Origin of the sequence: Paenibacillus sp. PAMC 26794 (genome assembly GCF_000316035.1) — a bacterium.
Lineage (GTDB): Bacteria > Bacillota > Bacilli > Paenibacillales > Paenibacillaceae > Paenibacillus.
In genome coordinates, this window is record NZ_ANHX01000055.1 from 1 (window position 1) to 24,673 (window position 24,673).

Here is a 24,673-nt window from a genome sequence, read left to right on the forward strand (position 1 = left end):
TATATCACGTATAGATATTAATTACAATACTTAATTTAATAAAATTCATTTACTACAAATCCACTACCTTTACTGTGTTGCTCTCCTCTATCCCAGTGTAAAGTTTATTATAGCTTAAATGACATTCTTTCCATTCATACATCGTAATACATTTCTAATTGCTTATAAACTTATTAGGCTATATCTCCTCTCATATATTTTAACTTCATTAATATGCTCAATTTAGGTTGTCCTTTTATCAAAGTCATGCAAGATTACTGGGGGCACTGTAGGTTACCACGAGTATAAGTAGAAGTATTATAGAAGATACACAAAAAAAGTGATGCACGCATATAACTATACGTGAACCACTTTCTTGTGTGATATTACATTATATATAGAAGGAAACTCTTAATGTTGTGCCTGTGCTGATGCTGGAGGCGTCATCGTCATTTGTCCATTACCTGCTTTTTGCATGCCAACTCGTAGCACCGTAATCCCCCACGTAATAATCGAGATCAACAGAAGATGAACCATGAATCCCCCCACTGCTTCTCCACTATAGATCAAACGCATAAAACCCTGTACCCCATTGGAAGCGGGCAGAAAGTTTCCGATATAACGGTAGAATGGTGCCAGCATCTCGGCTGGAATGATATTTCCTGCTGTCATCAACTGGAGCGGAACCATCGCTACATTAAATAGAGGACCTGCATTACCAAACAGGGCAAAACTCATTTGTGTAAAACAGATACAAGCCAGACTCACCAGCACATGATACAGATACATAGCGCCGAAGGAGCTTGCAACATCCGTGAACTGAAGAGCTACTGTATCCACAATTAGGGGAACAATCACAGCTATACACAATAACAACATTTGCCGTCCCCAGAAGATTTCCCATTTGGAATGGGTACGCTTCATGATATTCGACGTAATATTGAACTGAATATTCATAGTCATCGAAGCAATATAGGTGATAAAACCAAGAATCATGGGCAGCATTGATGTTGCAAAATCACTCACGCTGTTCGTTTTATTAATTTCAGCCTTCACAGGCCCTTCATTCATCTTCGCCATCGCTTGTCCAATAGCTGCACTCAGTTCATCGCTGTTTATACTATCGTTATTGAGTGTCACTTGAACCTTGGATTCCAGAACCCCTTGTCCCATTTGTGCAGTCATTCCGGTCGCAGCATGTTCCACAATCGATTTGGCCACATCGGCATTTCCCTGATTGATATAAAAGGACAAGCTCGCCCCTGTACCTCCTGCAATCTGATCAGTGAATCCTTCCGGAATAATAACGACCATCGCATAGTTACCTGCATTCATCTGTTGCTCAGCTTCCTCGGCAGATCCCAGTACATTGACATGGAAAGGCGCGAGCGTTTCAATCTGCTTCTGCACCTCTGTTCCCTGTGTCCCGTCTTCGTTCACAAGAGCAACTTGAAGTTGATCCACTCTCTCCGTGGCTTGATGATAACCCGTCATCCAGATCACAACAAATAACAACGGAACAATCAATGCAAAAACCAACCCTATTTTTGTCTGTGGCACTTTAAGAAAATCTTTGAAGCTTTTCATTCGTTCACGACTCCCATTAGTTAAAATTAAAATAATTGCACTACATATATATGCACATGCACATATTTGGCCAAAAAAATTTATTTCATCTTTTCATAGATGCGATTCATCACATTCATGAATGCTTCAAGCTCTTCAGGGGAACATTCGGCGAGTGCCTCTTGCTCTTGCTGTTTTGCCTTTGGTGTCAGAACATTATTCATTTCCAGTCCTTCCGTCGTCAAACAAAGCAAAACCGCTCTGCGATCCTGTGGATCTTCTTCTCTTGTCACCAGACCTTTGCGAATCAACTTGTCTATAATTTTGCCTACCGTTGTCTGGTCCCGCACTGTTAATTCAGCCAGTTTTTTCTGTGATATATGGCTTCCAGCCTTACTCAATTCATTCAGAACGGCAAATTGTTCCGGAGTAATATCCTGTTCACTCAGATTTCTGGTTGTTGTTTTTTTGTATGCCAGATACGTCCGTGACAGAATCAGTCCAAGTGGATTTTCATCCATATTAACAGGCATGCTGATGCTCCTTTCTCCATATAGTAGCACTACCATCTAATTTGCGTAAGATCTATATTATTACCAGATCTACAATACTGTCAATTTAATTTTTTATCTTTTTCAAGCAAAAAGAGACCCACCCGTTAGTCAGGCAGCTCTCTCCTCTGGCATCGTCAAACCACATTTACTCGGGCTTGCCACTTGAAGTTTCGGTATCGTCCTTCTTCTTCGTACCTTTACTTTTATAAGGCTTCGGGGTACTTTTCGCCCGATTAGCAGCGGCTTGCCAACGGTTCCAGCCTTTTTTACCCGTACCACGGCCGGTGCCGCCTTTTCCTTTTGCATTGCTCATGTTATCACTCCAATAATCCTGTATATGCTTAAAAATGACCGTCCTCGGTAACTTATTATGCAACCCAGCCCATCTAATTCACTTCCAGCATTTCTTATTATACCAAAAATCCATGTCTTTACGTCCATTTCCATAAATCATTGTATTGTTATTCTGTTATGAAAGCGGTATAGTGGACATAATTGAAAGAGGAAGTTGCGTCTTCTTCGGGATTGTTACTGCTAAGCAGGCGATACCCAAACCAAGGCTGTCTATTAAGCCTTAGTTTGGGTTTTTTGTTATTATTACGACCAATTGAGGTGAAACACATATATGATCATCCGTCAGATTTTTAACAACAATGTCATCCGGGCTGAGAACCAGGTTGGTCACGAATTTGTTGTCATTGGCAACGGTCTTGGCTTCAAAAAGAAAAATGGACAGCCTGTGGATGAGGATAAAATCGAAAAAACCTTTGTGCTGAAATCGGATAAAATACCGCAAAAACTCATTGATCTGATTGGGGAAACGTCTGTCGAATACTTGAAGTTAGCGGACGAAATTGTGGGCCATGCCAAAAAGGAAATGGGCGATATTTTTAGTGATAATATCTATATATCATTGATCGATCATATTCAGTTTGCCATTACCCGGTACCGTAAATCCGTCGGTCTGAAGAATTCCCTTTTGTGGCAGATCAAAAAGTTTTACAAGAAGGAATTTGGGATTGGCATGAACGCTGTGGAGCTGATCCAGGAACAATTCGGCATCCAAATGGATGAACATGAGGCCAGCTTTATTGCAATGCATTTTGTAAACGCTCGTCAAGATGCTCAAGGCATGAAACAAACCTTTGAAATTACTGAAGTTATTGATGATATCTTCAACATTGTGACCAACCATTACCACATCGCCCTGGATGAAAATTCGTTTAATTATTCCCGGTTTATTACCCACCTGCAATATTTTGTGCAGAGAATGTTGAGTAATGAACAGGAGCAATTTGCTTCAGGAGATAACTTTCTGTATGAGCAGGTGAAGGACAAATATAGCAAGGCATTTGAATGCACACAACGGATCAATCAGTACCTTGAAGAAAGGTTTGAAAGTGCCATGTCCATTGATGAAAAGGTGTATTTGACGATCCATATTCAACGTGTCACTTCCCGTAACAAGTTGCTGGACGCGGAATAAAAAAGCTTGCAAACGATTTCGGCGTCATATATAGTAGGTCTCACAACTTAACGACAAGGATTGTTACTGCTCAAGCAGGCGATACCTAAATGACTGGCAACAGATCATCTTTACGATGATCATAGCCATTCGTTTAGGTATTTTTTTTGTTTTTAGGCAATCCTAACCACAATAACCACAAAGGAGAATGAACATGGATCATAAAAAAATGGGGGATGACATCGTTCGCCTCGTCGGCGGAGAAGCCAATATTAATGGTCTTGTCCACTGTGCGACCCGGCTGAGATTCGACCTGAAGGATTCCAAAAAAGCCGAACGCGAAACGCTGGAAAAACATGACGGCATTATTACCGTTGTCGAAAGTGGCGGCCAGTTCCAGGTTGTCATCGGTAGTAACGTGGCTCATGTATATGCGGAGATTATGAAGAACCGGGATTTCGGAGGAGATTCCTCCTCATCGACTGAGTCCACTGGGAAAAAAACCTCGCTATTATCCAAAGTTTTTGAAATTATATCCGGAAGTTTCTCGCCGTTAATCCCGGCTATGGCAGGATCAGGTATGTTAAAAGCTTTGCTGACTGTCCTGACCATGCTCGGATGGATGTCGGATACAAGTGACACACACTTGATTTTATCCGCTGCCGGCAACGCTGTATTTTATTTCTTGCCCATCTTCCTTGGGATCACACTGGGTATGAAGCTGAAAGCCAATCCTTATGTAGCTGGCGTAATTGGTGCCGCTCTGATGGAACCGAGCTTCACTGGACTGATGGATAAAGGCTCGGATGTATCTTTCCTGGGCATACCGGTTGTCATGATGAATTATTCAGCCAGCGTATTCCCAATCTTCATATCGATCAGTATCTACGCTGTGCTTGATAAGTTACTCAAGAAAATTATTTTGAAAGACCTGCAATTGTTCCTTGTACCGATGATTGCTTTGATGATTATGGTTCCTCTATCCGCAATGGCCTTCGGACCGTTCGGTACCACGGTAGGTGATTGGATCTCCTCCGGCGTAACTTGGCTCATTGGCGTCAGCGGTATATTATCAGGGGTTGTACTCGGTGGATTCATGACCTTCATGGTTGTGTTCGGACTCCACTGGGGCTTCACACCAATCACGATTCAGAATATCGGGGTTGGCGGCGATCCAATTGAAGCTATGGCTGCTGCAGCCGTGTTTGCACAAATCGGTGTAGCCTTCGGTATTTTCCTGAAAGCCAAAAAGAACAAAACCCTGCGCACTCTTGCTGGCTCGACCAGTCTTACAGGTTTACTTGCAGGAGTAACTGAACCAATCGTATACGGCCTGATCCTGCGTTATAAACGTGTGATTCCTATCGTGGTTATCGCAGGTGCGATCGGCGGTGCCATCAATGGTCACTTTGGTGTTAAAATGACTGCTTATGTGTTCCACAATATATTTGCCATTCCCGTCTATACACCAACGGTTGTCTACGTGATTGCGATTGCCTGCTCCTTTGCGGTAGCCGCGGTATTAACGGTGATGTTTGGTTACGAAAGCAAAACCAAAGATACAGATTCCGAGAAAAACGAATCTGTCTCCACATCGGCTGAAAGTACACCAGCAGAACTTCCTGTCGTAACAGAGACCAAAACAACGGAGATCAAGAAAGAACAAATATATAGCCCACTTACAGGTAAAGCCGTAGCACTGAGTACCATTAACGACCCCGCCTTTTCGACTGGTGCTATGGGCAAAGGTTTGGCGATTGTCCCTGAGATTGGTGAAGTTGTCGCTCCGGTAGACGGCGTTGTCACTTCCCTCTTCCCGACTGGACATGCCATTGGATTAACAACCAACGCAGGAACGGAAATTCTGATTCATATTGGCATCAATACAGTAGCGCTGAAGGGAAAACACTTCTCTCCAGTTGTTCAGGAAGGTGATATCGTCAGACAGGGCGATCTGTTGATCCAGTTTGACATCGATAAGATCAAGGAAGCCGGATACGAGACCGTAACCCCTGTCATTGTTACCCTAACGCAGCAGGAAGTAGATGTGTTCGAAACGACTCAGGAACAGGTACAGAAAAATGATGTCCTACTGACTCTCGTTGTCTGACCCAACTTATATTATACGAATTCAATTTAGGAGGAACTAACCATGAAACATACTCAACTGAAACCATTTCCTAAAGATTTCTTCTGGGGAGGTTCAACCTCTGCCTATCAGATTGAGGGAGCCTGGAATGAAGATGGTAAAGGCCCTTCTGTCATCGACATGGGGAATCATGTGGAAGGCGTAACCGACTTCAAGGTAACCAGTGATCATTATCATATGTACAAAGAAGATGTGGCGTTGCTGGCTGAAATGGGCTTCAAAGCCTACCGTTTCTCCATCGCATGGACACGCATCTATCCGCAAGGAGCGGGTGAAGTGAATCCGAAGGGTCTCGCGTTTTACGATTCTCTCATTAATGAGTTAATGAAATACGGTATTGAGCCCATCGTGACCATGTATCACTTCGATCTTCCTTATGCGCTTGAAGAAAAAGGCGGCTGGTCCAACCGTGCAACAATTGATGCTTTTGAACAATATGCCAAGACCCTTTATGAGAACTACGGAGATCGGGTTAAATATTGGCTGACCATCAACGAACAAAATATGCTGATCCTGCATCCCGGCTCTCTGGGTACACTGGATACAACACTTGTTGATCCGCAAAAAACACTGTATCAGCAAAATCACCACATGCTGGTTGCTCAAGCTAAAGCCATGGTACTGTGTCATGAAATGCTGCCTAAAGCCAAAATTGGTCCAGCGCCCAACATCGGTGTAATCTACCCAGCGAGCTCCAAACCAGAAGATACTCTCGCGGCTGATAACTATGCTGCCATCCGTAACTGGCTCTATCTCGATATGGCGGTATATGGACGTTATAATCATATTGCCTGGAGTTATCTCGAAGAGAAAGGATATACGCCTGTCATTGAAGACGGAGATATGGACATCCTGGCGCAAGGAAACCCTGACTTTATTGCGTTTAACTACTACACTTCCCAAACGGTTGGTGAAAGTCGGAACGATGGCAATGACTTCTCCCATACAGGAGACCAACATGAAATCGTAGGAGAGCCAGGGGCATACAGAGGATCTGTGAATCCCAATCTGCAAAAAACGGAGTTTGGCTGGGAAATTGATCCGGTGGGCTTCCGCTCTACCCTTCGCCAGATCTACTCCCGTTATCATCTGCCATTGATCGTTACGGAAAACGGTCTGGGTGCATTTGATAAACTGGAGGAAGGCGACGTGGTTAACGATCCATATCGTATTGAATTCTTCAATAAACATATCGAACAGATTCAACTGGCGATTACGGACGGCGTGGATGTATTTGGCTTCTGCCCTTGGTCTGCGATCGATCTGGTTAGCACACATCAGGGGTCAAGCAAACGTTATGGATTCATCTATGTGGATCGTGAGGAATTCGATATCAAGGAATTGAGACGTATCCGCAAACAGAGTTTCCACTGGTATCAAAAACTGATTGAAACGAATGGAGAAGTCCGTTAATACTGTAATATTAAAAAAGTCGACTGCACAAGTTTCATGTGCAGTCGACTTTTTTGGGTTGATTCATTGATGTGGAAGCTTTCTTTTCCAATTATAAAATTACATTTCAGCCTTCGGTTGCTTTACCGCTTTGCCCCCTCTGAGTACCCGTAGGGATAACAGGAAACAAATCGCCAGAACGGCAGATGCCGAAACGTAAGGATAATTAATATTCACATCGAATAGTGCTCCCGCTACAATCGGACCTGCGATATTCCCCAAGCTTGTATACGCCGAGTTCAGTCCAGCCACAAAGCCCTGCTGTTCTTGTGCCAGTTTGGACATCTGTGTACTGATCGCCGGACGCAAAATATCCATACCCAGAAAGACGATAAACGTTACGACAAGAATGAGCCAGTACGTATGCACAAACAAGGTCAACAGTACAAATACAGCTACAAACAATAGACAGACCGAAATGACCATTTTTTCACCGAACCGATTGAGCAGCCAACCGATCAGGGATACTTGCACAACCGCACCCGCGATGGAACCAAATGTAATTATGAATGCAATGTCTTTGGTCGTGAAACCAAACTTGTGATCCACAAATAGTGAAAATACCGTCTCATAGTTCGCCAGACCAAATGCCATAACAAACACGATAATCAAGCTGAAAAAGTAGGGTTCACGATACGAACGCAGCAATTGGGATACCATACCCGGAGCTTTGACCTTCTCTGCACCAGCCACAGGTTTACTTTGCTCTCCTGTGCTTCGCGTGGATTCCGGCAAAATAATCAATGTAATGATGGATGCCAGCAAACCGGCAACCCCAGCGGCGTAGAACGGAATTCGAATGCCAAAGTCCGCGATGTATCCACCAATACCCGGACCGATGATAAATCCGGTTGTAATCGCTGCATTAATCAATCCCATACCTTTGCCGCGTTCTTCCTCTGTTGTAATATCTGCGGTGTAAGCCATAACCGCCGGGAAAATCATCGCCGCACCAATACCGCCTAACATCCGGGCTGCGAAGAGTAAGACTGGTGCATTGACCGCACCAAACATAAACTCCGATACGGCAAAGATCAGCATGCCGCCAACGATAATTTTCTTACGTCCCCACGTATCCGACCATCGACCCGCAAGCGGGGAGAACAGAAACTGAGTGAAGGAAAATGCCGCTACCAGCAAACCCACCGTGAATCCGGTGATATGCAGAAGATCCATATACGCTGGCATGATCGGCACAACCAGACCAATACCTGTAAAAACGAGAAAAATATTAAACATTAACAGCAGCAATGCGCCCCTGTTCCGTGTTAGTAATGCCATGATTCCATCCTCCGTAGTTGTCAAAATGTTGCCTTAATTATTATCTTTTGCAATCCCGTGCAAGAATACACAGACAGCCTGGCGGTATAACGCAAGAGCCTGATCAGGCTCCATCCCCCGTGACATCTGACTAAGACCAATAATGGTACTTTCCAATATGAGCGCGAGATTATCTACATTGTCTGCTTTGAACTCGCCGCTCTCAATGCCTTGTTGTATCATTTGTTTGTTGAATTGAAGATGCCGCTCAAACATCAAGGAGATCCGCTCTTCAATATCATTTTCTTTCTTTTCCCCTGTGAAGAACTCATCAGCCGCCTTCGTCAGCGGATGATTCATGTCATCCAGAACTAATTGTTCCGCCAAACCATAAATCTTCTCCGTGGAGGTGCGGTAGAGATGTTCTTTGGCCGCCCAACTCGCTTCCCACTCCCGATCCCACTCATCGATTAGATAGAGGAACAGACCTTCCTTACTTTTAAAATGGTAATATATATTGCCTTTGCTGCTGCCCGTCGCAGCTACAATATCCTCAATGGACGTTGCTTTATAACCTTTTTGTACAAAAAGGGCTTTGGAAGCATCCGCAAGTTTTTTCTTGGTCTGCTCAGTCTGTAGTTGTTTTTTATTCATATTCATTCCATTTCACTCCGTTCCATGCATACTGAACATTCGTTCTGTATTTTAACAGATGCACCCAATATAAGCAATGAAAAAGGTACGACTGACAAAAAAGAGCCCTCCTATTAATCTAGGAAGGCTCTAGTTATTTTCAGTTTATTACTCCGAAGGAAAAGCACTTAGATCCATATAGGAGACTTCCCACAGATGATCATCCAGATCCTGAAAACTCCATCCGTACATGAATCCGTGATCCTGCGGTTCGTTGGATGGCTTCGCTCCTGCATCAAGGGCAGCTTGTACAATCGCATCTACCTGCTCACGGCTATCTACAGACAGGGCAACGATGACTTCGGTTGTATCGGCAGCATTGGAGATTTTTTTCGAAATGAAGGATTGGAAACGTTCCTCCACCAGAAGCATGGCGTAAATATTTTCCCCGATGATCATACAAGTAGCAGACTCGTCCGTAAAATTGGCGTCAAACTCAAATCCCACCTTGGTAAAAAACTCAACGGATTTCTTCAAATCTTGAACAGGTAAATTGACAAAAATCTGCTTAGCACGAATAGCCACCCTCGATCACCTCGAACTCATAGAATACATTCCACCTCAAAATAACACCTCGCGTATACGCTGTCAATTGAATATAATTAGTGATATTCCAACTTGTGAGGTGACACGGATGTTGCTCCGTATTGTTCGAAGTAAGTAGTCGTCGGGCTGGGTCAAAACGCGTACCAGCTATCAAGGGACACGTCTGTCCATTTGATCCTATTCGACCATTTACACTAGAACAATTTGGCACAACTCTCTTGTCCTGTTCAAACAAACTCACTTTGGAGGAATATGAAAATGAAAAACAAAATAGATTACGCTGACTTTTATGAGCGAGTAGGCCGGACGAATGGATGGAACTTCAGCTCCATGAACGTTGTCTCGGAGAAAATCGGATGGAACTTCTATGAGGAAGTTGTTCGCCATACGCGATCGTCCGATCTGTTGCTGGATATTGGAACAGGTGGTGGAGAAGCTATTCTGTCCATTGCCAAAGAAGCCTTGTTATTGGTGGGAATTGATCTCGCTCAAGGAATGATTGAGACCGCACAGCATAATCTGCAGGCTACGGGCGGTCATTCCAATGTACGCTTTCTTCATATGGACGCAGAAAAACTGGCTTTTCCAGATCACTTCTTTCATGTGGTATCCTCCAGACACTCCGGATTCTCTGCTTCAGAAGTATTTAGGGTTCTTGCTGAGGATGGGATATTTCTAACCCAGCAGGTCAGCGAACATGATAAATCCAACCTTTCAGAAGCTTTTGGCCGTGGACAGAGCCTTGGCATTCAACCTGGCACATTGATGGAACGATACAAGCATGAACTGCACATAGCAGGTTTCCATGACATTCAGGCCCGTGAATATAATGTGGTCGAGCATTACGCTACACCCGAAGATTTGATGTTTCTCCTAACCCATGCACCCATCATTCCTGATTTCGGGAAGGTAGACACTGACTTTGAGCGATTCCAGCAGTTTGTGAAAGAAAATCACGACGAGAAGGGCATTCGTACCAACTCGGCACGCTTCATGATTACTGCTCGGAAATAAATGATTCCATATTGAATAAAATGAAACAAAAAAGGCCCAGTCTCATGTTCGAACTATAACATGGTGACCGGGTCTTTTCATTATGTTCGCGAGGCTATATATTAAATAGGAGTTACTGCGTAATCTCCAACTTTTCCAAAAAAGGCTTTAATTTATCCACGACATAGTGGCTTCCCCCTCTGCCGTTCACCTCTTCAATTACAGCGGATAACAGGAAGGTCGGAGAGTCCGTATCAAACACCACGAAAAATCCATTCTCTTGTCCCTTATCGCCCTTCTTCGCTTTTAGTTCAGCTGTTCCCGTCTTACCCGCGAGTCCTCCAGGGATTGAATTCAAGGTGTGGGCGGTGCCTCCCTGCCGGGAAACAACTTCTCCCAAAGCATCCTTAACCGTATTTGCGGCTTCCGGAGTAATGATCACCTCAGGGTCAGTGCTTTCTTTTCCCTCGATCAGAACAGGCTTCACCAGTTTCCCCTCATTAATAAAAGGTGTAAATGACGATGCCAGATGAATCGGGGACATTAACATCTCCCCTTGCCCGTAGGACGTATCCGCGAGTAACACCTCAGACGACAGATCCAGATGTGCTTCATTGGCATATTGGCTTGGCTTCAGATACAGTTCATCCAGTCCAAAGTTATCGCCAAAACCAAACTTCTGGATCCCATCAATAAACTTGGCGCTGCCCATCTCGATCGCTTCCATCGCAAAGTAAATATTGTCCGAGTACACCAGAGCATCGACCATATTTACTGGAGATAAACTCTTCACACGCTTGACATAATAACCGCCCCAACTATCATCTTTGCGCCATTGCAGGCCAGAGATATCATGGGTTTTGTCCGCTGTGGTCACTTTCTCCATCAGTCCCGCTGCGGCTGTAATCGCTTTGAAGGTCGATCCGGGTGCATATCGGGTAGTAACTCTGTTGATAAAAGGAAGCTTCTCATTCGCCGAATAAGCATCCCACTCTGCCTGAGTAAGTCCTGTGACCATTTTGTTCGGGTTATAGGAGGGCGCACTGACCAACGCCAGCAAGTTGCCGTCCGTCGGATTCATCAGAACCATCGCACCCGCGTCTCCTCCGCTGGATAATGTCTGATATAATTTCTTTTGCTGTTTGGAGCTAATCGTCAGTTGAATATTCTGTCCATCTACAGCATCCTTGCGAATAAGCTCGGAACGGGCATTACCGGACTCATCGGTGATTTCAATCAGACCGCCACGTTCACCACGCAATTGTTTCTCCATGGACTGCTCCAGACCCGCTTTGCCGATCCAATCCTCTGCGCGATAATACCCTTCCGTATCCTTATCCAGATCTTCCTTGGTGGCTTTGCGCACGTAACCAATCAGGTGCGCAGCCGCCTCGCCGAGTGGATAATAACGGATTTCCTTGCTTTGCATCGTAACCCCACTTAAAGATTCTGGCACGTCAAACTCCTCCGTGGATGCAATCGGGACAAAATACTCCGGCTTCACCCATGTCTGCGCAAGCGCCTTATGAATGGCATCTTCCGAAACCTGATAATGGCTCGCGATTCGGGTAATCATCTGGTCCGGGTTATCACCAAGTTTCTCCGGTACAATGCCCCATTCATTCATCTTGCCCTTGGTAGCGAGCGGCAAACCATCACGATCCACAATGTCTCCACGATCCGGGAACAGTGTCCTCACTCGTACCTTACTGCCCTTAACCATGTCATTCAGGATCAGTGAAGGCTGCCAGTTAATTTGCCAGTTTTTCCCACCTTCCTCAAGCTCCTGCCGGACCATTTTCAATGTATGCGTCTCACTGACTTCTCCCAAAAAAGTTGTCAGTTGCAGGTTGTAATCCACCTCATACGCATCCGGGTTTTGTTTCTCTGCATCGGTCTTACTGCCATCGGAAGCCGTTTCGGCAACATCCACAGGTTTAACCTCCGCCTTGACGGTGGATACTTCCATACCCGAATAGATCGCATTGTATTTCTCAACAAATTGCTCCTTGTTCATGCCCGACTCTTGCAGCGAAGCAGACGTCATCAAAGTGTATAACTGGTCAAATTCTTTTTTTTGCAAATGCTCTATGTACTGATTCACGGTGGTCTGGGGTTTGACTTCTGCTTCTTTATTATTCTGCATGTACAGATACATTCCGATTCCACCTGCAAACAAGATGGGCAGCAGTCCGTACATTAATTTACGTTTGGATTTCATGGTTATATCACCTCTAATATATACTATAGATTTCCAGAGCCAATTAAACAATGAAACAAATCTGACGAATTTATCATTAAAAATAGCCGAAGACTCACATAATATGTTTAAATAAGAATAGTGAATTACATATTAAAGCTTTTTTGCTATACAAAATGCAAAAGGCTGAAAAGGAGCCCGATGATGGAAATCAGCTATTTTTTACTCCCCCAAGCCGAAGTGGCCTATATCAAGTCTACCGCTTCCATGAAAGATGCTATTGAGCAACTGGAATCGCACCACTACACCGCCATTCCCGTGATTGACCAGGATGGAAAATATGTTGCTACCCTGTCCGAAGGCGATTTGTTATGGAAAATGCGAAATACACCCGGATTAACTTTTGATAATATGGATCAGGTTCAGGTCCATGAGATTAACAATCGGGTATATAATGAATGTGTATTCATTGAGGCTGAGATGGAGGATATGCTGACACTTGCAGCAGACCAAAATTTTGTGCCCGTGGTGGATGTAGATCGTGTCTTCCTCGGTATTATCCGTCGTAAGGATATTATTGAATACTATACGCGTAACATTTCGGATTAGATGAAGTCGAACATCCTGTAATAAACGAATATTCAACTCGAAAGGGTACTCCTGTGGTCATGTTTGGCCAAACCGGGGTACCCTTTTCGTTTCATGGTATGGTAGGAATCACTCTACTTTCGCTTGGCCCGCTCTTCAATGTAATAACTCAACACGTCCCTGGGGCTTCCCTGAAATGCACGCTCTCTGCCGAACTCATACGCCTGATGCAAATACGAATACGCCTCGTCATGCTGTTCAAGTCTCATGCAGATCATGCCGAGATCGATCAACGGACTCGTACTTCTATCCGAACTCCGCGTACTTAACGATATCTCAGCCCACGGCTTCGCCAGTCCATACTGCTTCAGATCGATATGTGCATTCGCATGACAGGATGCGATCCAGCTTGCAATCTCCCATTCCATCTTCGGCTCGGGCAACATGCCCCATGCCTGATCATAATAGATAAGTGCTTGTTCATGTTGTTGCGTCTCATCCAGCACATTACCGGCTTCTACGGTTTCAACAATTTGTCGCTCCAGTTCGGCATGTTCCGGTGTTAGATCTTTCATTGCACCGTCTCCTCCTCCAGGACGAAATACCACTCCAGAAAAGCATTGAAATCAGCCCACTGCGGCTCACTCTCGCCATTAAGAAACCGTTCAATCGATTCGCTCAGTTCCACCAGCACCACTTCTCCCGTCTGACGATTGTAGAAAAATCCACCTTCACCTTCAAAACTGTCCAGTGGAATATACGCCTCGGGAAGTCCCAGTGTAAGCTGTGCTACATTCATGTCTTCCATATATACGGTGTTCTCCATAAACCAGCAGATCTGATACAACTCCTGATGCCTGCTGTAGAATGTCGGTCCATCCTCTGCATGTAGATAAAATTGTGCAAAATCCGATTGAAGATCAATTCCAAGCTTCCGCAACGCTTCTTCGCAGGCTGCTGGAATATCTTCATGCCACCAGCCTTGCTCCTGGCAATGATCAATCACTTTATTGGATAACATCGCAGACCTCCTCATTCAATTTTGCTCACACAGATTTTACAGGTATCCAGACCTGGGGAGGTGTGCCGTGACCTCTGTACACTTCAAGTTCCGGAATCCCTGCATGCTGATATGAAGTGGAAGGAAACCACTCTGTCATAATATGGTGCCACAACCGTTGTATCGCCTCCGGCTTTAATTCATCCGCTTCAAATACAACCCAATGGGACGCGGGAAGTTCGATGGACACCAAACCTTCAGGCACTTCACCTGAGTAAGAGGTAGCAATCCAATACTCCATTTGATTGTCCTTCAGCTCTCGCTGATCTACACAGATGCCCACCAGACCGGGAATGGCTCCGCTATTGAACCCGTTTAAACGTTCCTCAATTCCGTCTGCCAAAGCATCCTGCCACATCTTAGGAATTTCTCTTAAATTCTCACCATCCACACAAGAGAACGTTCGTTTGATGCCCACAAAGGTAAGAGACTGTTGTTCGATCACTTTATCATGTACATTCATTAGATGAACTCCTCTCTGAGAACGATATGGGGCATGGTTCTCCATCACCCATTCATGAAAACATTTTTCCATACACGATATATACCTCCGATATGTCCTACAGTTACTGTATCAAAAGAGTACGTAGATTGGAAATAGTGCCAGTACTCCTGTTCATATGAGAAGAAAACTAACTTACCACTCGTTCCGGCTCGATGTTGGGAGAAAAAGCTACAGGGTTCATTTCCTTATTCTGGTGCAACTTTATTCTTACTCGTTCGTCTAACTACTGACCAACAACGAAGGAGATGACTATGCGAATAACTTGCAGCCCCGGTTTCCCAGGAAGCATGATTGGATCGATTGATCTTCAGCCATCGAAGTATTACAGCGCACCTTCCATGAACAGTAAAATCACTGATCATGTTGACCCTGAACTCGTTACCATTCCCTATGTAGAAGATCCTGAATTCGGATCACACTTTGATACCATGAAGGTCATGAAGGGAACTTATACAGATGAAATGCATGTGAGCTATGATGTCGAATTTACGATTGATGTAGATAAAAAAGGTTATATTACGCAATTTGAACATACGTTCCAGCTGGAACGCTATTTGGATCTGGTGCGAACGCAGTCCTATAAAGTGATCAAGACAAACTGGCGTGGACAAACATTTCACGTGATGACATACAGTTACCTGGAGGAAGTCATTCATCCGAAGAATGTTCTTTTTAGATGTAACCTCGCAGAAGACGTATTTGTGGTAGCTGAACTTGTCTCCAATCGCTCCGATGGAAATGTGGCAGAGCACGATATCAGGGATCTTCATTTCCGTGCATTAATCTCGGCCCGAGATGATCTGTACCCTTTAGATTATATGTGTGAGCCTGATTTCGACCTGAGTCTCGACTAAAGATAAGATACATATGTAGGAAGAGCACAAGCTGCCCCGAATTACGGGGATAGTTGGTGTTCTCTTTTAGACTCTCCCCCATGCATTTAACGAACCTGAATAGGGCACCTCACGGAACAGGCACGGGATAACCATTCGTTATCCTCATACCCTTCTGGAGGTGCCTTTTTTAATGCTATAGACATAAAAATTCAGGATGAACGAAGGACTTATTATGCTGTGTCAGCGTTAAGCCCCCACTTCGGTATTGGAATGAGTAGTACCGCCCCGTGGTGTGAAATTGAAATATCCTTCATCCAGTTGCTCCGTCTTGGGAAGGTTACGTGATACCCGATCGAACATCCAGTATACACCTACCAAAGCAACGATGATTCCACATATGGTGATTACCGTTGAACTGTGTAGCCAGACCCCCAACGTACCGCCGATCAAACTACCAAGCGGCATAGCTATGCCGCTTAGCGCCATCGTCGCAGAGAATACCAAACCCAAATATTGCTGCGGTACTCCCTTCTGAACGACGGTGTTAATGATGACGTTAACGGCTCCGCCGGGAACCCAGGCCAGTCCGTATACCAGAATACTTAGCCAGCTCCATGGGGTAAATATACATCCGATCCAAGCGATCCCTGAACTGATATATGCTACAGAATACAACCGACCCAAACGTACTTTTTCCAGTCTGAGATAAGGTGCACATGTTGCGCCAATGACACTGCCCAGCGCCTGTGCCATCAGCATCAAACCATAGATACCCGCTCCACCGATCTCATCACTGTATATGGGAAGCACACTGAATGTCGCTCCCCCCGCAGCATTGATGACCATAATGCCAAAGAGAAGTTTGGCTAATGCCGTCTGTGTAAGCAACTTGATTCCAATCACTAAATCATCGGTGTAATTTCTAAAAAACAAGCGCATCCCCGCTGACTTACTCCGGTTCACCGGTTCAATGATCTCATCATATGTATCCTGATCCTTCTTCATTTTCGATTCAACGATATAAGGAGCAATCCGCAATTGGGAGAATAACAGCGCACCTATAAAGAAACCGATGGCATTCCAAAAATACAGAGATACCGCGCCCAGCGCTACAATGAGTATTCCCGATATGGCATTACAGGCTACATCAATACCTTGATAGGCAATGGAGAACAGGGAATTGCCCTGTGTTAGTTGGTTTTTCTCCAATACTCTTGGCAGAGCTGACATTTGAACCGGATACACCCAGGTATTACAGATGTTCAGAATAGGGGTTATCACCAATACCAATCCTACACTCAGAAAATCATAATATGCTGCAATAGGAACAATTAATAACAATACAGCCTGAATTAACTGACCGTATACCAGAATCCCCCGAATCGGAATTCGATCTATCATCGGTCCGGATAGAAGCTGAATAATTTTCGGCAAAATAGAAAGAAATCCCGCAAGTCCTGTATAGAATGATGATCCTCCCAGATTGTATACCAGCCACATTGCGGATACCGCATATAGACTATCTCCAATGTTGGTTAAGATTCGGCCAAAAAACATCAAAGTGAAGTTCTTATTTTTGAAAATCTCCATTGGTTCACCTCCACCTACGTCGAACCTGTATCGGGTTCATCCAGCTATAAAGAATGAAGACGAGCGAAGTCATCTGATCCGTCCCTTCACCAATTGGTTCACATATTGGGCCACATTCACGGCATGATTGTAATCGATTAGATTCTCATGATGGCCAGGAATGGGAGTGACAGTGCATGTACCGGTCGTCTTGGCAAGCCACGACTGTGCATCCGTTAACGGAACTGGACTTTGCTCATCTTGAGCGGTTGCGTACAACAGATGGATGTCGGACTGAATCGGCTCTGTTGAATAGTAGTTATCAAAGGCCACCTCATTAGCCAGGCGCACTTTAAAATGTCTAAGCGTGCTTTCATCAGGAAAGTGATGCATAGCTTCTTTTAACCGATCCTCATAGTCTGCATTGTGCTCGAATTCAAATCCGTTATTGTGTGCTAATTCGGCAAGAGCCTCCATCTTGTTTATTGGACGAACATCCCGCTCATGGCTTCGGGCAGGTGCATCCAGAATAATCAGCCACTCCAGCTGTTGTCCCGCATCTTCAATGATCCGTGCCATCTCAAAGGCCACATTGCCACCAAACGACCAACCCAGCAATCGGTACGGGCCTATCGGATTCAATTGCGTAAGAACACTGTAATAATACTGGGCCAGTTCCTGGACGGTATAGAGCGGTTCTTCGTCGTTTTCATATCCTTTTGGCACAAATCCATAGATATTCAGGCCTTCCAGTTGGCTAACCAACTCATAATAATTGATGAGATTGCCGCCACCCGTCGGGATAAGAAACAGTGGAGTTTCATCCGCGCGGCCGCCTTCTTTCAACACAACAACCGATTGATCTTGGGGCAGGTTGCCCTCCCGAATGATATGTGCAATCTCGGTCACGGTGGAGTAATCAAACAAAGTGATTACGGATAGCTCGGTATGAAATGTTCTGTTCAGAACATCCATTAAACGGACGGCTTTGATCGAATGTCCACCCTGATCGAAAAAGCTTTCATGAAGATGAATGGTGTCCACACCAAGGATATCCATGAAGATCTGCATGACCTTTTCTTCCAGCTCATCCTGCGGAGCAGCGATATAATCCTTCAATGTGCCACGGTCCAGATGCTTCAGCGCTGCCTTGTCCAACTTACCGTTACTGTTCAGAGGAATACGATCAATCGTAATGAAACGTGAGGGAATCATGTGACTCGGCAGCAGCGTTCGGCAGAAGTTGCGAAGATCCGTACTGAGAATCTCAGAGGATGGAGCCAGCTGAATATAAGCACTCAGTGACAGTTCTTCATCCTCTCCCCATCTCTCAGCCAGCATCGCACACTCCTGAATATCCGCGTGTCTGGAGATTACATCGGTGATTTCCCCCAATTCTACACGCATGCCTCTGATCTTCAATTGGTTGTCTATTCGTCCGACAATGTATAACTTGCCAGTGGCATCGTAATAAGCAATGTCGCCCGTTCTGTACATCCGTCCATCCGTAAACGGGTTCGCAAAGAAAGCCTGCTCGGTCTTTACGGGATCTCCATAGTAGCCTCTCGCCAGACCAACACCACCAATATACAAATGACCATGAACCCCAATGGGCACTGGTTTCTGCATTTCGTCCAGAACGTAGATGAAATTGTTCCCGATTGGCCGTCCTATGGATATATTTCTTCGAGCACGGCGACCTTCTAATTGCACATTCATATGAATGGTCGAATCAATGGAAACCTCGGTTACCCCGTAACTGTTATGCAGATTACGCTCGGGAAGATGGTTGTGAAACGCTGCAACCATCTCGGGCTTCAATGCCTCTCCACTAGAGAATACTTCCCGTAATGACGCTAACTGCTCCAGATCCGCCCCACCAATTCGCTCCAAGATCATCTTCAACATACTCGGAACAAAAAAGACGATGGCAACTTCATATTGCTTCAAAGCTTGAATGATCGCATACGGATCACGATGGAATCCTGGCTCCAACAGCGCAACCCTTGCCCCTGCCATCCATGTCCAGAAGTATTCAAGACCGACATCATCAAAGGTCAGGGTTGTTTTTTGAAGTACCGTTTCATGGGATTCGAGCTTGAATTGGTGCTGCATCCAGCAGATACGGTTCACCCACCCCTCGTGCCGCACAGATACCCCTTTGGGTTTCCCTGTAGTGCCTGACGTATAATAAATAGCTACCAGATGATCAGGCCCCACTTGTGACTGTGGAACTGTAATCGGCTTGTCCATATATATTTCAGGTTGAGATACGTCGATCAGAAGGGCAACATCATCCGGGATCGGCAACGTATTCGTATTAATGAGACAGATGGATGCTCCCGAATCTGTTAACATGTGACGATTTCGCTCCACAGGTGCATCCAAATCCAGCGGCACGATTGCTCCTCCCGCTTTTAACACGGCAAGAAGGGCAATGGGCAAATGCAGCGAACGTTCTATGCCAATGGCTACCGCCTTGTCAGGTCCAATTCCCTTTTCGATCAGAAGATGAGCCAATTGATTCGCTTGGCAGTCCAGATCGCGATAAGATAAATGTTCTCCCCCATACACCACAGCCACTTGATCCGGGGCCCGGGCTACAGATGCTTCGAACAGGTGATGTACACAGATATGATCAGGGTAATCCATTACGGTATCGTTCCATTCATATAGAACTTTCTGTCGTTCTTCATCACTAACGGCTCCAACCCCTGCGATTGGCTTCCCTGGATGATCCACAATATGTTCAAGCAACGCTATAAAATTACTGGCCCAGCGTTCGATCGTACTCACGTGGAACAGATCCCGACTACATTCAAACGTACCCTTAATCACATCCCGATCTTCCGTCAAATCGAGGGACATATCGAATTTGGATGTGTTGGTCTGCTTCAGCTTGATCTCCCTGAACACAGCATGTTGATCTGTTTGTTCGAAATCTCCCGCCTTCGCCAGACTGAACATGACCTGAAACAATGGCGAATATCCCGTATTTCTGGATTGGATCAGATCATCGAACAACAGATCAATCGGTACATCCTGATGGTCGAATGCATCAAGGATCGTATTTTTGGAAGCGTCCAGATGTTCCAGAAATGATTGCTGATCATCGATACGGCTTCGCAGTACCAGTGTATTAACAAAGAAACCAACAATCTTCTCCAAATCGGACTGTGGACGATTGGAGACAGGCGTACCGATCATCAGATCCGTTTCACCCGAATATTTGCGTAACAAAATCGCAAAACAGGTATACATCACCATAAATAGCGTGGAATGATGCTTCTCCGAAATCTCTCTTAATCTGCTGGTAAGCGGTGCCGGAATCGTGAAGTATACGGAAATCCCCTCTTCACTCCGTTTCTGCGGACGCTCATGATCATATGGCAAAGTGAGCGTGTAGGAGTGTCCCTTCAGTTGATCGAGCCAGTACCTCTTCTGATTTGCAAACTCGTTACTTCCCAGTAATTGATTCTGCCATACTGAGTAATCTATATATTGGGTCGCGGATGGGTTATATGCCGGCAATGAGCCCACTCCGCGGAAATGTTCATAATAAGATAACAGGTCTCTTCGTATGATCTCGATCGATTGACCATCCGAGATGATATGATGCATCATCAGAACAAAAATGTGGCGGTGATCGTTCAGCTTAAACACTTTGAATCTGCACAGTCTATCCCGGGTAAAATCAAAAGGGCCATCGGCCCTTTTGATTCCATCTACAACCTGCCTTTCGGCTTGATCGCCCGGATACATCGATACATCAACCCATTCATAATCCGGTTGGTCTTCCTGAATATATTGATATGGTATGCCTTCCTCGACATCCATCCGAACTTGTAGTGCCTCTTGCCTCTCCACCAGCAGTCCGATGGCTTGTTCAAATGCAGACTTATCGAACTCTCCCATAATCTCATTGGCAAAAACCATGTTATATGCCGTACTTGCTGGCTCAATCTGCTGCTGAAGCCACAACCTCTTCTGAGCAAAAGATAGCGGAAAGCGATTAATGTCGCGAGAAGTGCGCTGTACTGTATTGGTAACGTTCATCTGACTTAATATTCGATCAATCAGTTCGCTTTTGTTTATTACTGCACCGGATTTTTTCACTTAATTACCCTCCGTAGAATAACCATTCGCTTCCAATAACAGATTCTCAATCACTGCGGACAATTCACGAATGGTAGGCGCATCAAATATTTTACGTAGCGGCAGATTAACACCTACCTGTTGTCTGATTCCAGAGATGACCTGCGTTGCGATAAGCGAATGCCCTCCGAGTGCAAAGAAATTCTCATCAATACTAATCTGCTCCCGCTTCAATACCGCTCTCCAGATCTGAGCAACAATCTGCTCAACGGTTGTCGTTGGTGCGGCATATTCCGTCCCGGAACTTACATCCACGTCCGGCAGGGCGTGATAATCAATTTTCCCATTGCTCAGCAGCGGTAAATGCTCCAACACCTGGATGACGTTTGGAATCATATATTCTGGAAGTGCGGATGAAATCCACTGTTTGACATCCTGAATCTCTCCAGCGGTATCCAGTTCTACATAGGCAGCCAGCAATGGTTCTGTCTTCTCTAGCAACTTCGCCGCTGCAAGTCGCACATGAGGGTGTTCATTTAGAACCTTCTCGATCTCACCGAGTTCGATCCGGTACCCTCTTAACTTCACCTGCCGGTCAACCCTGCCAATGTATTCGATATGACCATCCGGGAAATAACGAACTCTGTCACCGGTTTTGTACATCACCTTGTCCGGCGTATAAGCATGTGTCAGGAAAGCCTGATCATTTAGATGTTCATCCACATATCCATCTGCCAGGCCCTTTCCACTGATATATAACTCTCCCGCAACACCTGGCGCGACAAGATTCAGGTTCAAGTCGAGCACGAGCAGATCCGTATTATGAATGGGTCTGCCGATCGTTTCATGAACGTTATCCTTATCACAGATATGATACGTCGTATCAATACTCGCCTCAGTTGGGCCATACAAGTTAATCAACTGAGCGTTGGATCCAGCAAAGAAAGCCTTCTGGAGTGGAATTCCCAGTCTCTCTCCGCCGCTGAACACCCTTTTTAACGGTGCTGAAGAGAGGGTTTCTTTTTCCACCAAAGCCTGAAGCATGGTAGGTACAACCTGTAACGTCGTAATTCGTTCCTTATGAATAATATCGAGCAGATAGTCGGGATCAGCATGCTTGTCCGGCTCAGCAAGAACCAGCCTTGCGCCCGTAGTGAGCGGTGCATAGAATTCCCATACCGATGCATCGAAATTAATCGATGTTTTCTGCAATACAGCGTCTTCCCCGCTCAGTGGAAATTCATTGTTCATCCAATGCATATGGTTGCTGATGGCCTGATGTGACACTTTGACCCCTTTGGGTCTGCCTGTGGAACCGGAAGTATAGAGGATATAGGCGATGTCTCTGGCATCTACTCCGATTCCCGGTGCGTCCGTGGGCTCGTTCGCAATTGCCTCACCTTCTTCTTCAAGAAATACAGGATTGGCAAAAAGGGAATTGAGCCGTTCATTGTTTTTATTCAACAACAGCACCGTTTCAATGCGGGCATTCTCACGGATATAGGACAATCGCTCATTGGGATAATCCGGATCAAGTGGTACATAAGCCGCACCTGCTCGAAGCACCGACAGAAGGGCTATGACCAGCTCAGGAGATCTCTCCACGCTTACCCCGACTACATCTCCATGTCCGACACTTCTTGTCCGATGCAGATAGTGGGCAAGCTGTTTGGACTTCTCATGGATTTCCCGGAATGTAAACAGCGTGTTACCAGACACAACCGCAATCTGATCTGGCGTCTTCAAGGCTTGTTCGTCCAGCATCTCCACCAATGTCGATGTTGCATATTCCCGAACCTCTCCTTGAAGAATCGATTGTAATGTAACTGTCAGATGATCAGGAATGATATTGGACGATACGGGTTCATCCAGATTCACATAGGCCTTGTTGCAAATATGTGTGAATATATCCGCCACATAGCCAATCTCTGTCGGAGTGTAAGCTTCCTCGTTATATCGAAGAACGATATCTCTACGTTCAGGATATTGCTGGATATTGAGTCCGAGGTGAACCGGTTCAATCTGTTCCGACTGATACACAACACGAAATGTGTGACCACTCGCTTCCACCACGGATGATGCATCCCGACTCTCGAATCCATAGGAGAACACCGACTGACTCGAATCCGATTTGCTAAACATTTTGAAGTCAAAATAATCTGCATATTCTGCACTATCTTTCGCTTCACTCGTCGTTCTTTGGAAAAACTGAGTCAGCGTGTCGTCCTCTTTCAAGCCCGAGTACAGAGGTACGTATCGATTCAATGCACCGACAACCTTCTCCAAATCCTCATCTTGTCGGCCACGCGTATGTACGCCAACCGTTAGTTCCTTATCCTCGCCCAGCAGATGCAAAGTCAGATTCCAACAGGCGAGCGCAACGTTATCTATTGTACTTCCAGCCTTCTCCGCTACCTTCTCAAGTTCAACCCACAATTCTGGTGACCCTTCCACAGGGAAACTTGCCATCGTAATACTCGTGGTTCCGCTACCGGATACCATGGACAATTGTTTATCAACATGATCAAACCGTTTATTGTTCCAAAAACTTCTTTCCTCCGCGTGCTCATCATTGGTCAACAGGTCATTCAACCACTCGGATACAGCATAGTACGGTACCTCTTCTTCCAAAAGTTCAGGGTCCACCTCAGCCACGATTAATTGTGATACATCGGCTAGAATAACGGCAGGTTCAATATCCGAGAACTGTGGATCAAAAGCGAGAATCAACACTTTGGTACGTTCGGACAGATCCACGTTAATGGCTTCCAGCGAATAATCACCTGTCCATGTGTCCAACTCCTTTCGGATCAGCCCTTGGATATCCTGCTCTTGGATCGGTTCATCGGAATATGCAGTACGGAATCGGCTTCTGGTCTCCGAATCTACTTTCTGAAGATGGACCCCATAATTGGGATCGGCTTCTATGGAAGTGCGGAGTGTGCTGTATTTCTCGGCTATTCTCTTCACGGCTAATTCAATCTGACCATTCGAGCACTCACCTTCGATGTTAACAGCAATTACACTTGGGACCAGTGATGTTAATCCGTTATTATTCAGTTCATGCAGTCGTTTCTGTTGTGGTGAAAGGGGATAACCCAGCATTACATTTTCCATGTTCAATCCTCCTGCATTTCTAATGTATTTTCAGTTCGAATGTAAT

General features: G+C 45.3%; 19 protein-coding genes. 6 read left to right on the forward strand and 13 right to left on the reverse strand.

Features of this window, described 5'->3' with window-relative positions; all coding sequences use genetic code 11:
- Positions 1–390: 390 nt before the first annotated feature.
- From D829_RS0119170 to D829_RS33010, 3 genes are all read right to left on the reverse strand, one after another.
- Complete coding sequence (locus D829_RS0119170; RefSeq protein WP_017690541.1) at positions 391–1,566, reverse strand: ABC transporter permease; 1,176 nt, start codon at positions 1,564–1,566, stop codon at positions 391–393.
- Positions 1,567–1,646: 80 nt separating this feature from the next.
- A complete protein-coding gene (locus D829_RS0119175; protein ID WP_017690542.1) occupies positions 1,647–2,078 on the reverse strand; it encodes a MarR family transcriptional regulator in 432 nt (143 codons plus the stop codon).
- 166 nt (positions 2,079–2,244) lie between these two features.
- Positions 2,245–2,412, reverse strand: coding sequence for a DUF3934 family protein (locus D829_RS33010; protein WP_017690543.1), 168 nt, complete (start codon positions 2,410–2,412; stop codon positions 2,245–2,247).
- 312 nt (positions 2,413–2,724) lie between these two features.
- Between D829_RS33010 and D829_RS0119185 the strand changes: the two genes are divergently transcribed.
- The 3 genes from D829_RS0119185 to D829_RS0119195 all read left to right on the forward strand — a co-directional run bounded on the left by D829_RS0119185 (position 2,725) and on the right by D829_RS0119195 (position 7,126).
- Complete coding sequence (locus tag D829_RS0119185) at positions 2,725–3,585, forward strand: PRD domain-containing protein (protein ID WP_017690544.1); 861 nt, start codon at positions 2,725–2,727, stop codon at positions 3,583–3,585.
- Positions 3,586–3,778: 193 nt separating this feature from the next.
- The gene (locus D829_RS0119190) at positions 3,779–5,674 is read left to right on the forward strand and encodes a beta-glucoside-specific PTS transporter subunit IIABC (RefSeq protein ID WP_017690545.1); all 1,896 of its coding nucleotides are present in this window, start codon (positions 3,779–3,781) and stop codon (positions 5,672–5,674) included.
- Positions 5,675–5,716: 42 nt separating this feature from the next.
- Positions 5,717–7,126 carry a glycoside hydrolase family 1 protein gene (locus tag D829_RS0119195; RefSeq protein ID WP_017690546.1) on the forward strand — a complete coding sequence of 470 codons (1,410 nt, stop codon included), beginning with the start codon at positions 5,717–5,719 and terminating at the stop codon, positions 7,124–7,126.
- 99 nt (positions 7,127–7,225) lie between these two features.
- Here D829_RS0119195 and D829_RS0119200 read toward each other — a convergent pair whose 3' ends face one another.
- The 3 genes from D829_RS0119200 to D829_RS0119210 form a co-directional block, all read right to left on the reverse strand.
- A complete protein-coding gene (locus D829_RS0119200; RefSeq protein ID WP_017690547.1) occupies positions 7,226–8,446 on the reverse strand; it encodes an MFS transporter in 1,221 nt (406 codons plus the stop codon).
- 33 nt (positions 8,447–8,479) lie between these two features.
- Positions 8,480–9,079 (reverse strand): TetR/AcrR family transcriptional regulator, encoded by a 600-nt coding sequence (locus D829_RS0119205; protein ID WP_026081288.1) that lies wholly within the window; start codon positions 9,077–9,079, stop codon positions 8,480–8,482.
- Positions 9,080–9,226: 147 nt separating this feature from the next.
- Positions 9,227–9,643, reverse strand: coding sequence for a VOC family protein (locus D829_RS0119210; RefSeq protein ID WP_017690549.1), 417 nt, complete (start codon positions 9,641–9,643; stop codon positions 9,227–9,229).
- 279 nt (positions 9,644–9,922) lie between these two features.
- Here D829_RS0119210 and D829_RS0119215 point away from each other — a divergent pair, with 279 nt between their 5' ends.
- Positions 9,923–10,678 carry a class I SAM-dependent methyltransferase gene (locus D829_RS0119215; protein WP_017690550.1) on the forward strand — a complete coding sequence of 252 codons (756 nt, stop codon included), beginning with the start codon at positions 9,923–9,925 and terminating at the stop codon, positions 10,676–10,678.
- Positions 10,679–10,790: 112 nt separating this feature from the next.
- On the opposite strand, the gene D829_RS0119220 is transcribed toward D829_RS0119215, so the two are convergent.
- The gene (locus D829_RS0119220; protein ID WP_017690551.1) at positions 10,791–12,878 is read right to left on the reverse strand and encodes a penicillin-binding transpeptidase domain-containing protein; all 2,088 of its coding nucleotides are present in this window, start codon (positions 12,876–12,878) and stop codon (positions 10,791–10,793) included.
- Positions 12,879–13,061: 183 nt separating this feature from the next.
- On the opposite strand from D829_RS0119220, the gene D829_RS0119225 reads away from it, so the two are divergent.
- A complete protein-coding gene (locus D829_RS0119225; RefSeq protein WP_017690552.1) occupies positions 13,062–13,466 on the forward strand; it encodes a CBS domain-containing protein in 405 nt (134 codons plus the stop codon).
- A 113-nt stretch (positions 13,467–13,579) separates the two neighbouring features.
- Here D829_RS0119225 and D829_RS0119230 read toward each other — a convergent pair whose 3' ends face one another.
- Genes D829_RS0119230 through D829_RS0119240 form a run of 3 tightly spaced genes read right to left on the reverse strand, consistent with a single transcriptional unit; the run spans position 13,580 to position 14,968 of the window.
- Entirely contained in the window at positions 13,580–14,020 is a 441-nt protein-coding gene (locus D829_RS0119230) for a hypothetical protein (RefSeq protein WP_017690553.1), read from the reverse strand.
- A complete protein-coding gene (locus D829_RS0119235) occupies positions 14,017–14,466 on the reverse strand; it encodes an SMI1/KNR4 family protein (protein WP_017690554.1) in 450 nt (149 codons plus the stop codon). Before D829_RS0119235 ends, D829_RS0119230 begins: the two co-directional genes overlap by 4 nt.
- 25 nt (positions 14,467–14,491) lie before the next feature.
- Positions 14,492–14,968: a GyrI-like domain-containing protein gene (locus D829_RS0119240; RefSeq protein ID WP_017690555.1), complete on the reverse strand. Its 477-nt coding sequence runs from the start codon at positions 14,966–14,968 to the stop codon at positions 14,492–14,494.
- A gap of 293 nt (positions 14,969–15,261) precedes the next feature.
- On the opposite strand from D829_RS0119240, the gene D829_RS0119245 reads away from it, so the two are divergent.
- Positions 15,262–15,864: a hypothetical protein gene (locus D829_RS0119245; RefSeq protein WP_017690556.1), complete on the forward strand. Its 603-nt coding sequence runs from the start codon at positions 15,262–15,264 to the stop codon at positions 15,862–15,864.
- A 228-nt stretch (positions 15,865–16,092) separates the two neighbouring features.
- Here the strand turns inward: D829_RS0119245 and D829_RS0119250 are convergent, their stop codons facing one another.
- The 3 genes from D829_RS0119250 to D829_RS0119260 all read right to left on the reverse strand — a co-directional run bounded on the left by D829_RS0119250 (position 16,093) and on the right by D829_RS0119260 (position 24,627).
- Positions 16,093–17,436 carry an MFS transporter gene (locus tag D829_RS0119250; protein ID WP_017690557.1) on the reverse strand — a complete coding sequence of 448 codons (1,344 nt, stop codon included), beginning with the start codon at positions 17,434–17,436 and terminating at the stop codon, positions 16,093–16,095.
- A gap of 69 nt (positions 17,437–17,505) precedes the next feature.
- The gene (locus D829_RS0119255) at positions 17,506–21,531 is read right to left on the reverse strand and encodes a non-ribosomal peptide synthetase (RefSeq protein WP_017690558.1); all 4,026 of its coding nucleotides are present in this window, start codon (positions 21,529–21,531) and stop codon (positions 17,506–17,508) included.
- Positions 21,532–24,627: an amino acid adenylation domain-containing protein gene (locus D829_RS0119260; protein WP_017690559.1), complete on the reverse strand. Its 3,096-nt coding sequence runs from the start codon at positions 24,625–24,627 to the stop codon at positions 21,532–21,534.
- Positions 24,628–24,673: the final 46 nt, after the last annotated feature.

Bases quoted from the DNA above. Each gene is read 5' to 3' on its own strand.
- D829_RS0119225 (WP_017690552.1), top strand. From the start codon at position 13,062: ATGGAAATCAGCTATTTTTTACTCCCCCAAGCCGAAGTGGCCTATATC.
- D829_RS33010 (WP_017690543.1), bottom strand. From the start codon at position 2,412: ATGAGCAATGCAAAAGGAAAAGGCGGCACCGGCCGTGGTACGGGTAAA.
- D829_RS0119235 (WP_017690554.1), bottom strand. From the start codon at position 14,466: ATGTTATCCAATAAAGTGATTGATCATTGCCAGGAGCAAGGCTGGTGG.
- D829_RS0119205 (WP_026081288.1), bottom strand. From the start codon at position 9,079: ATGAATAAAAAACAACTACAGACTGAGCAGACCAAGAAAAAACTTGCG.
- D829_RS0119170 (WP_017690541.1), bottom strand. From the start codon at position 1,566: ATGAAAAGCTTCAAAGATTTTCTTAAAGTGCCACAGACAAAAATAGGG.
- D829_RS0119195 (WP_017690546.1), top strand. From the start codon at position 5,717: ATGAAACATACTCAACTGAAACCATTTCCTAAAGATTTCTTCTGGGGA.
- D829_RS0119220 (WP_017690551.1), bottom strand. From the start codon at position 12,878: ATGAAATCCAAACGTAAATTAATGTACGGACTGCTGCCCATCTTGTTT.
- D829_RS0119250 (WP_017690557.1), bottom strand. From the start codon at position 17,436: ATGGAGATTTTCAAAAATAAGAACTTCACTTTGATGTTTTTTGGCCGA.
- D829_RS0119190 (WP_017690545.1), top strand. From the start codon at position 3,779: ATGGATCATAAAAAAATGGGGGATGACATCGTTCGCCTCGTCGGCGGA.
- D829_RS0119230 (WP_017690553.1), bottom strand. From the start codon at position 14,020: ATGAAAGATCTAACACCGGAACATGCCGAACTGGAGCGACAAATTGTT.
- D829_RS0119260 (WP_017690559.1), bottom strand. From the start codon at position 24,627: ATGGAAAATGTAATGCTGGGTTATCCCCTTTCACCACAACAGAAACGA.
- D829_RS0119240 (WP_017690555.1), bottom strand. From the start codon at position 14,968: ATGAATGTACATGATAAAGTGATCGAACAACAGTCTCTTACCTTTGTG.
- D829_RS0119185 (WP_017690544.1), top strand. From the start codon at position 2,725: ATGATCATCCGTCAGATTTTTAACAACAATGTCATCCGGGCTGAGAAC.
- D829_RS0119245 (WP_017690556.1), top strand. From the start codon at position 15,262: ATGCGAATAACTTGCAGCCCCGGTTTCCCAGGAAGCATGATTGGATCG.
- D829_RS0119175 (WP_017690542.1), bottom strand. From the start codon at position 2,078: ATGCCTGTTAATATGGATGAAAATCCACTTGGACTGATTCTGTCACGG.
- D829_RS0119200 (WP_017690547.1), bottom strand. From the start codon at position 8,446: ATGGCATTACTAACACGGAACAGGGGCGCATTGCTGCTGTTAATGTTT.
- D829_RS0119215 (WP_017690550.1), top strand. From the start codon at position 9,923: ATGAAAAACAAAATAGATTACGCTGACTTTTATGAGCGAGTAGGCCGG.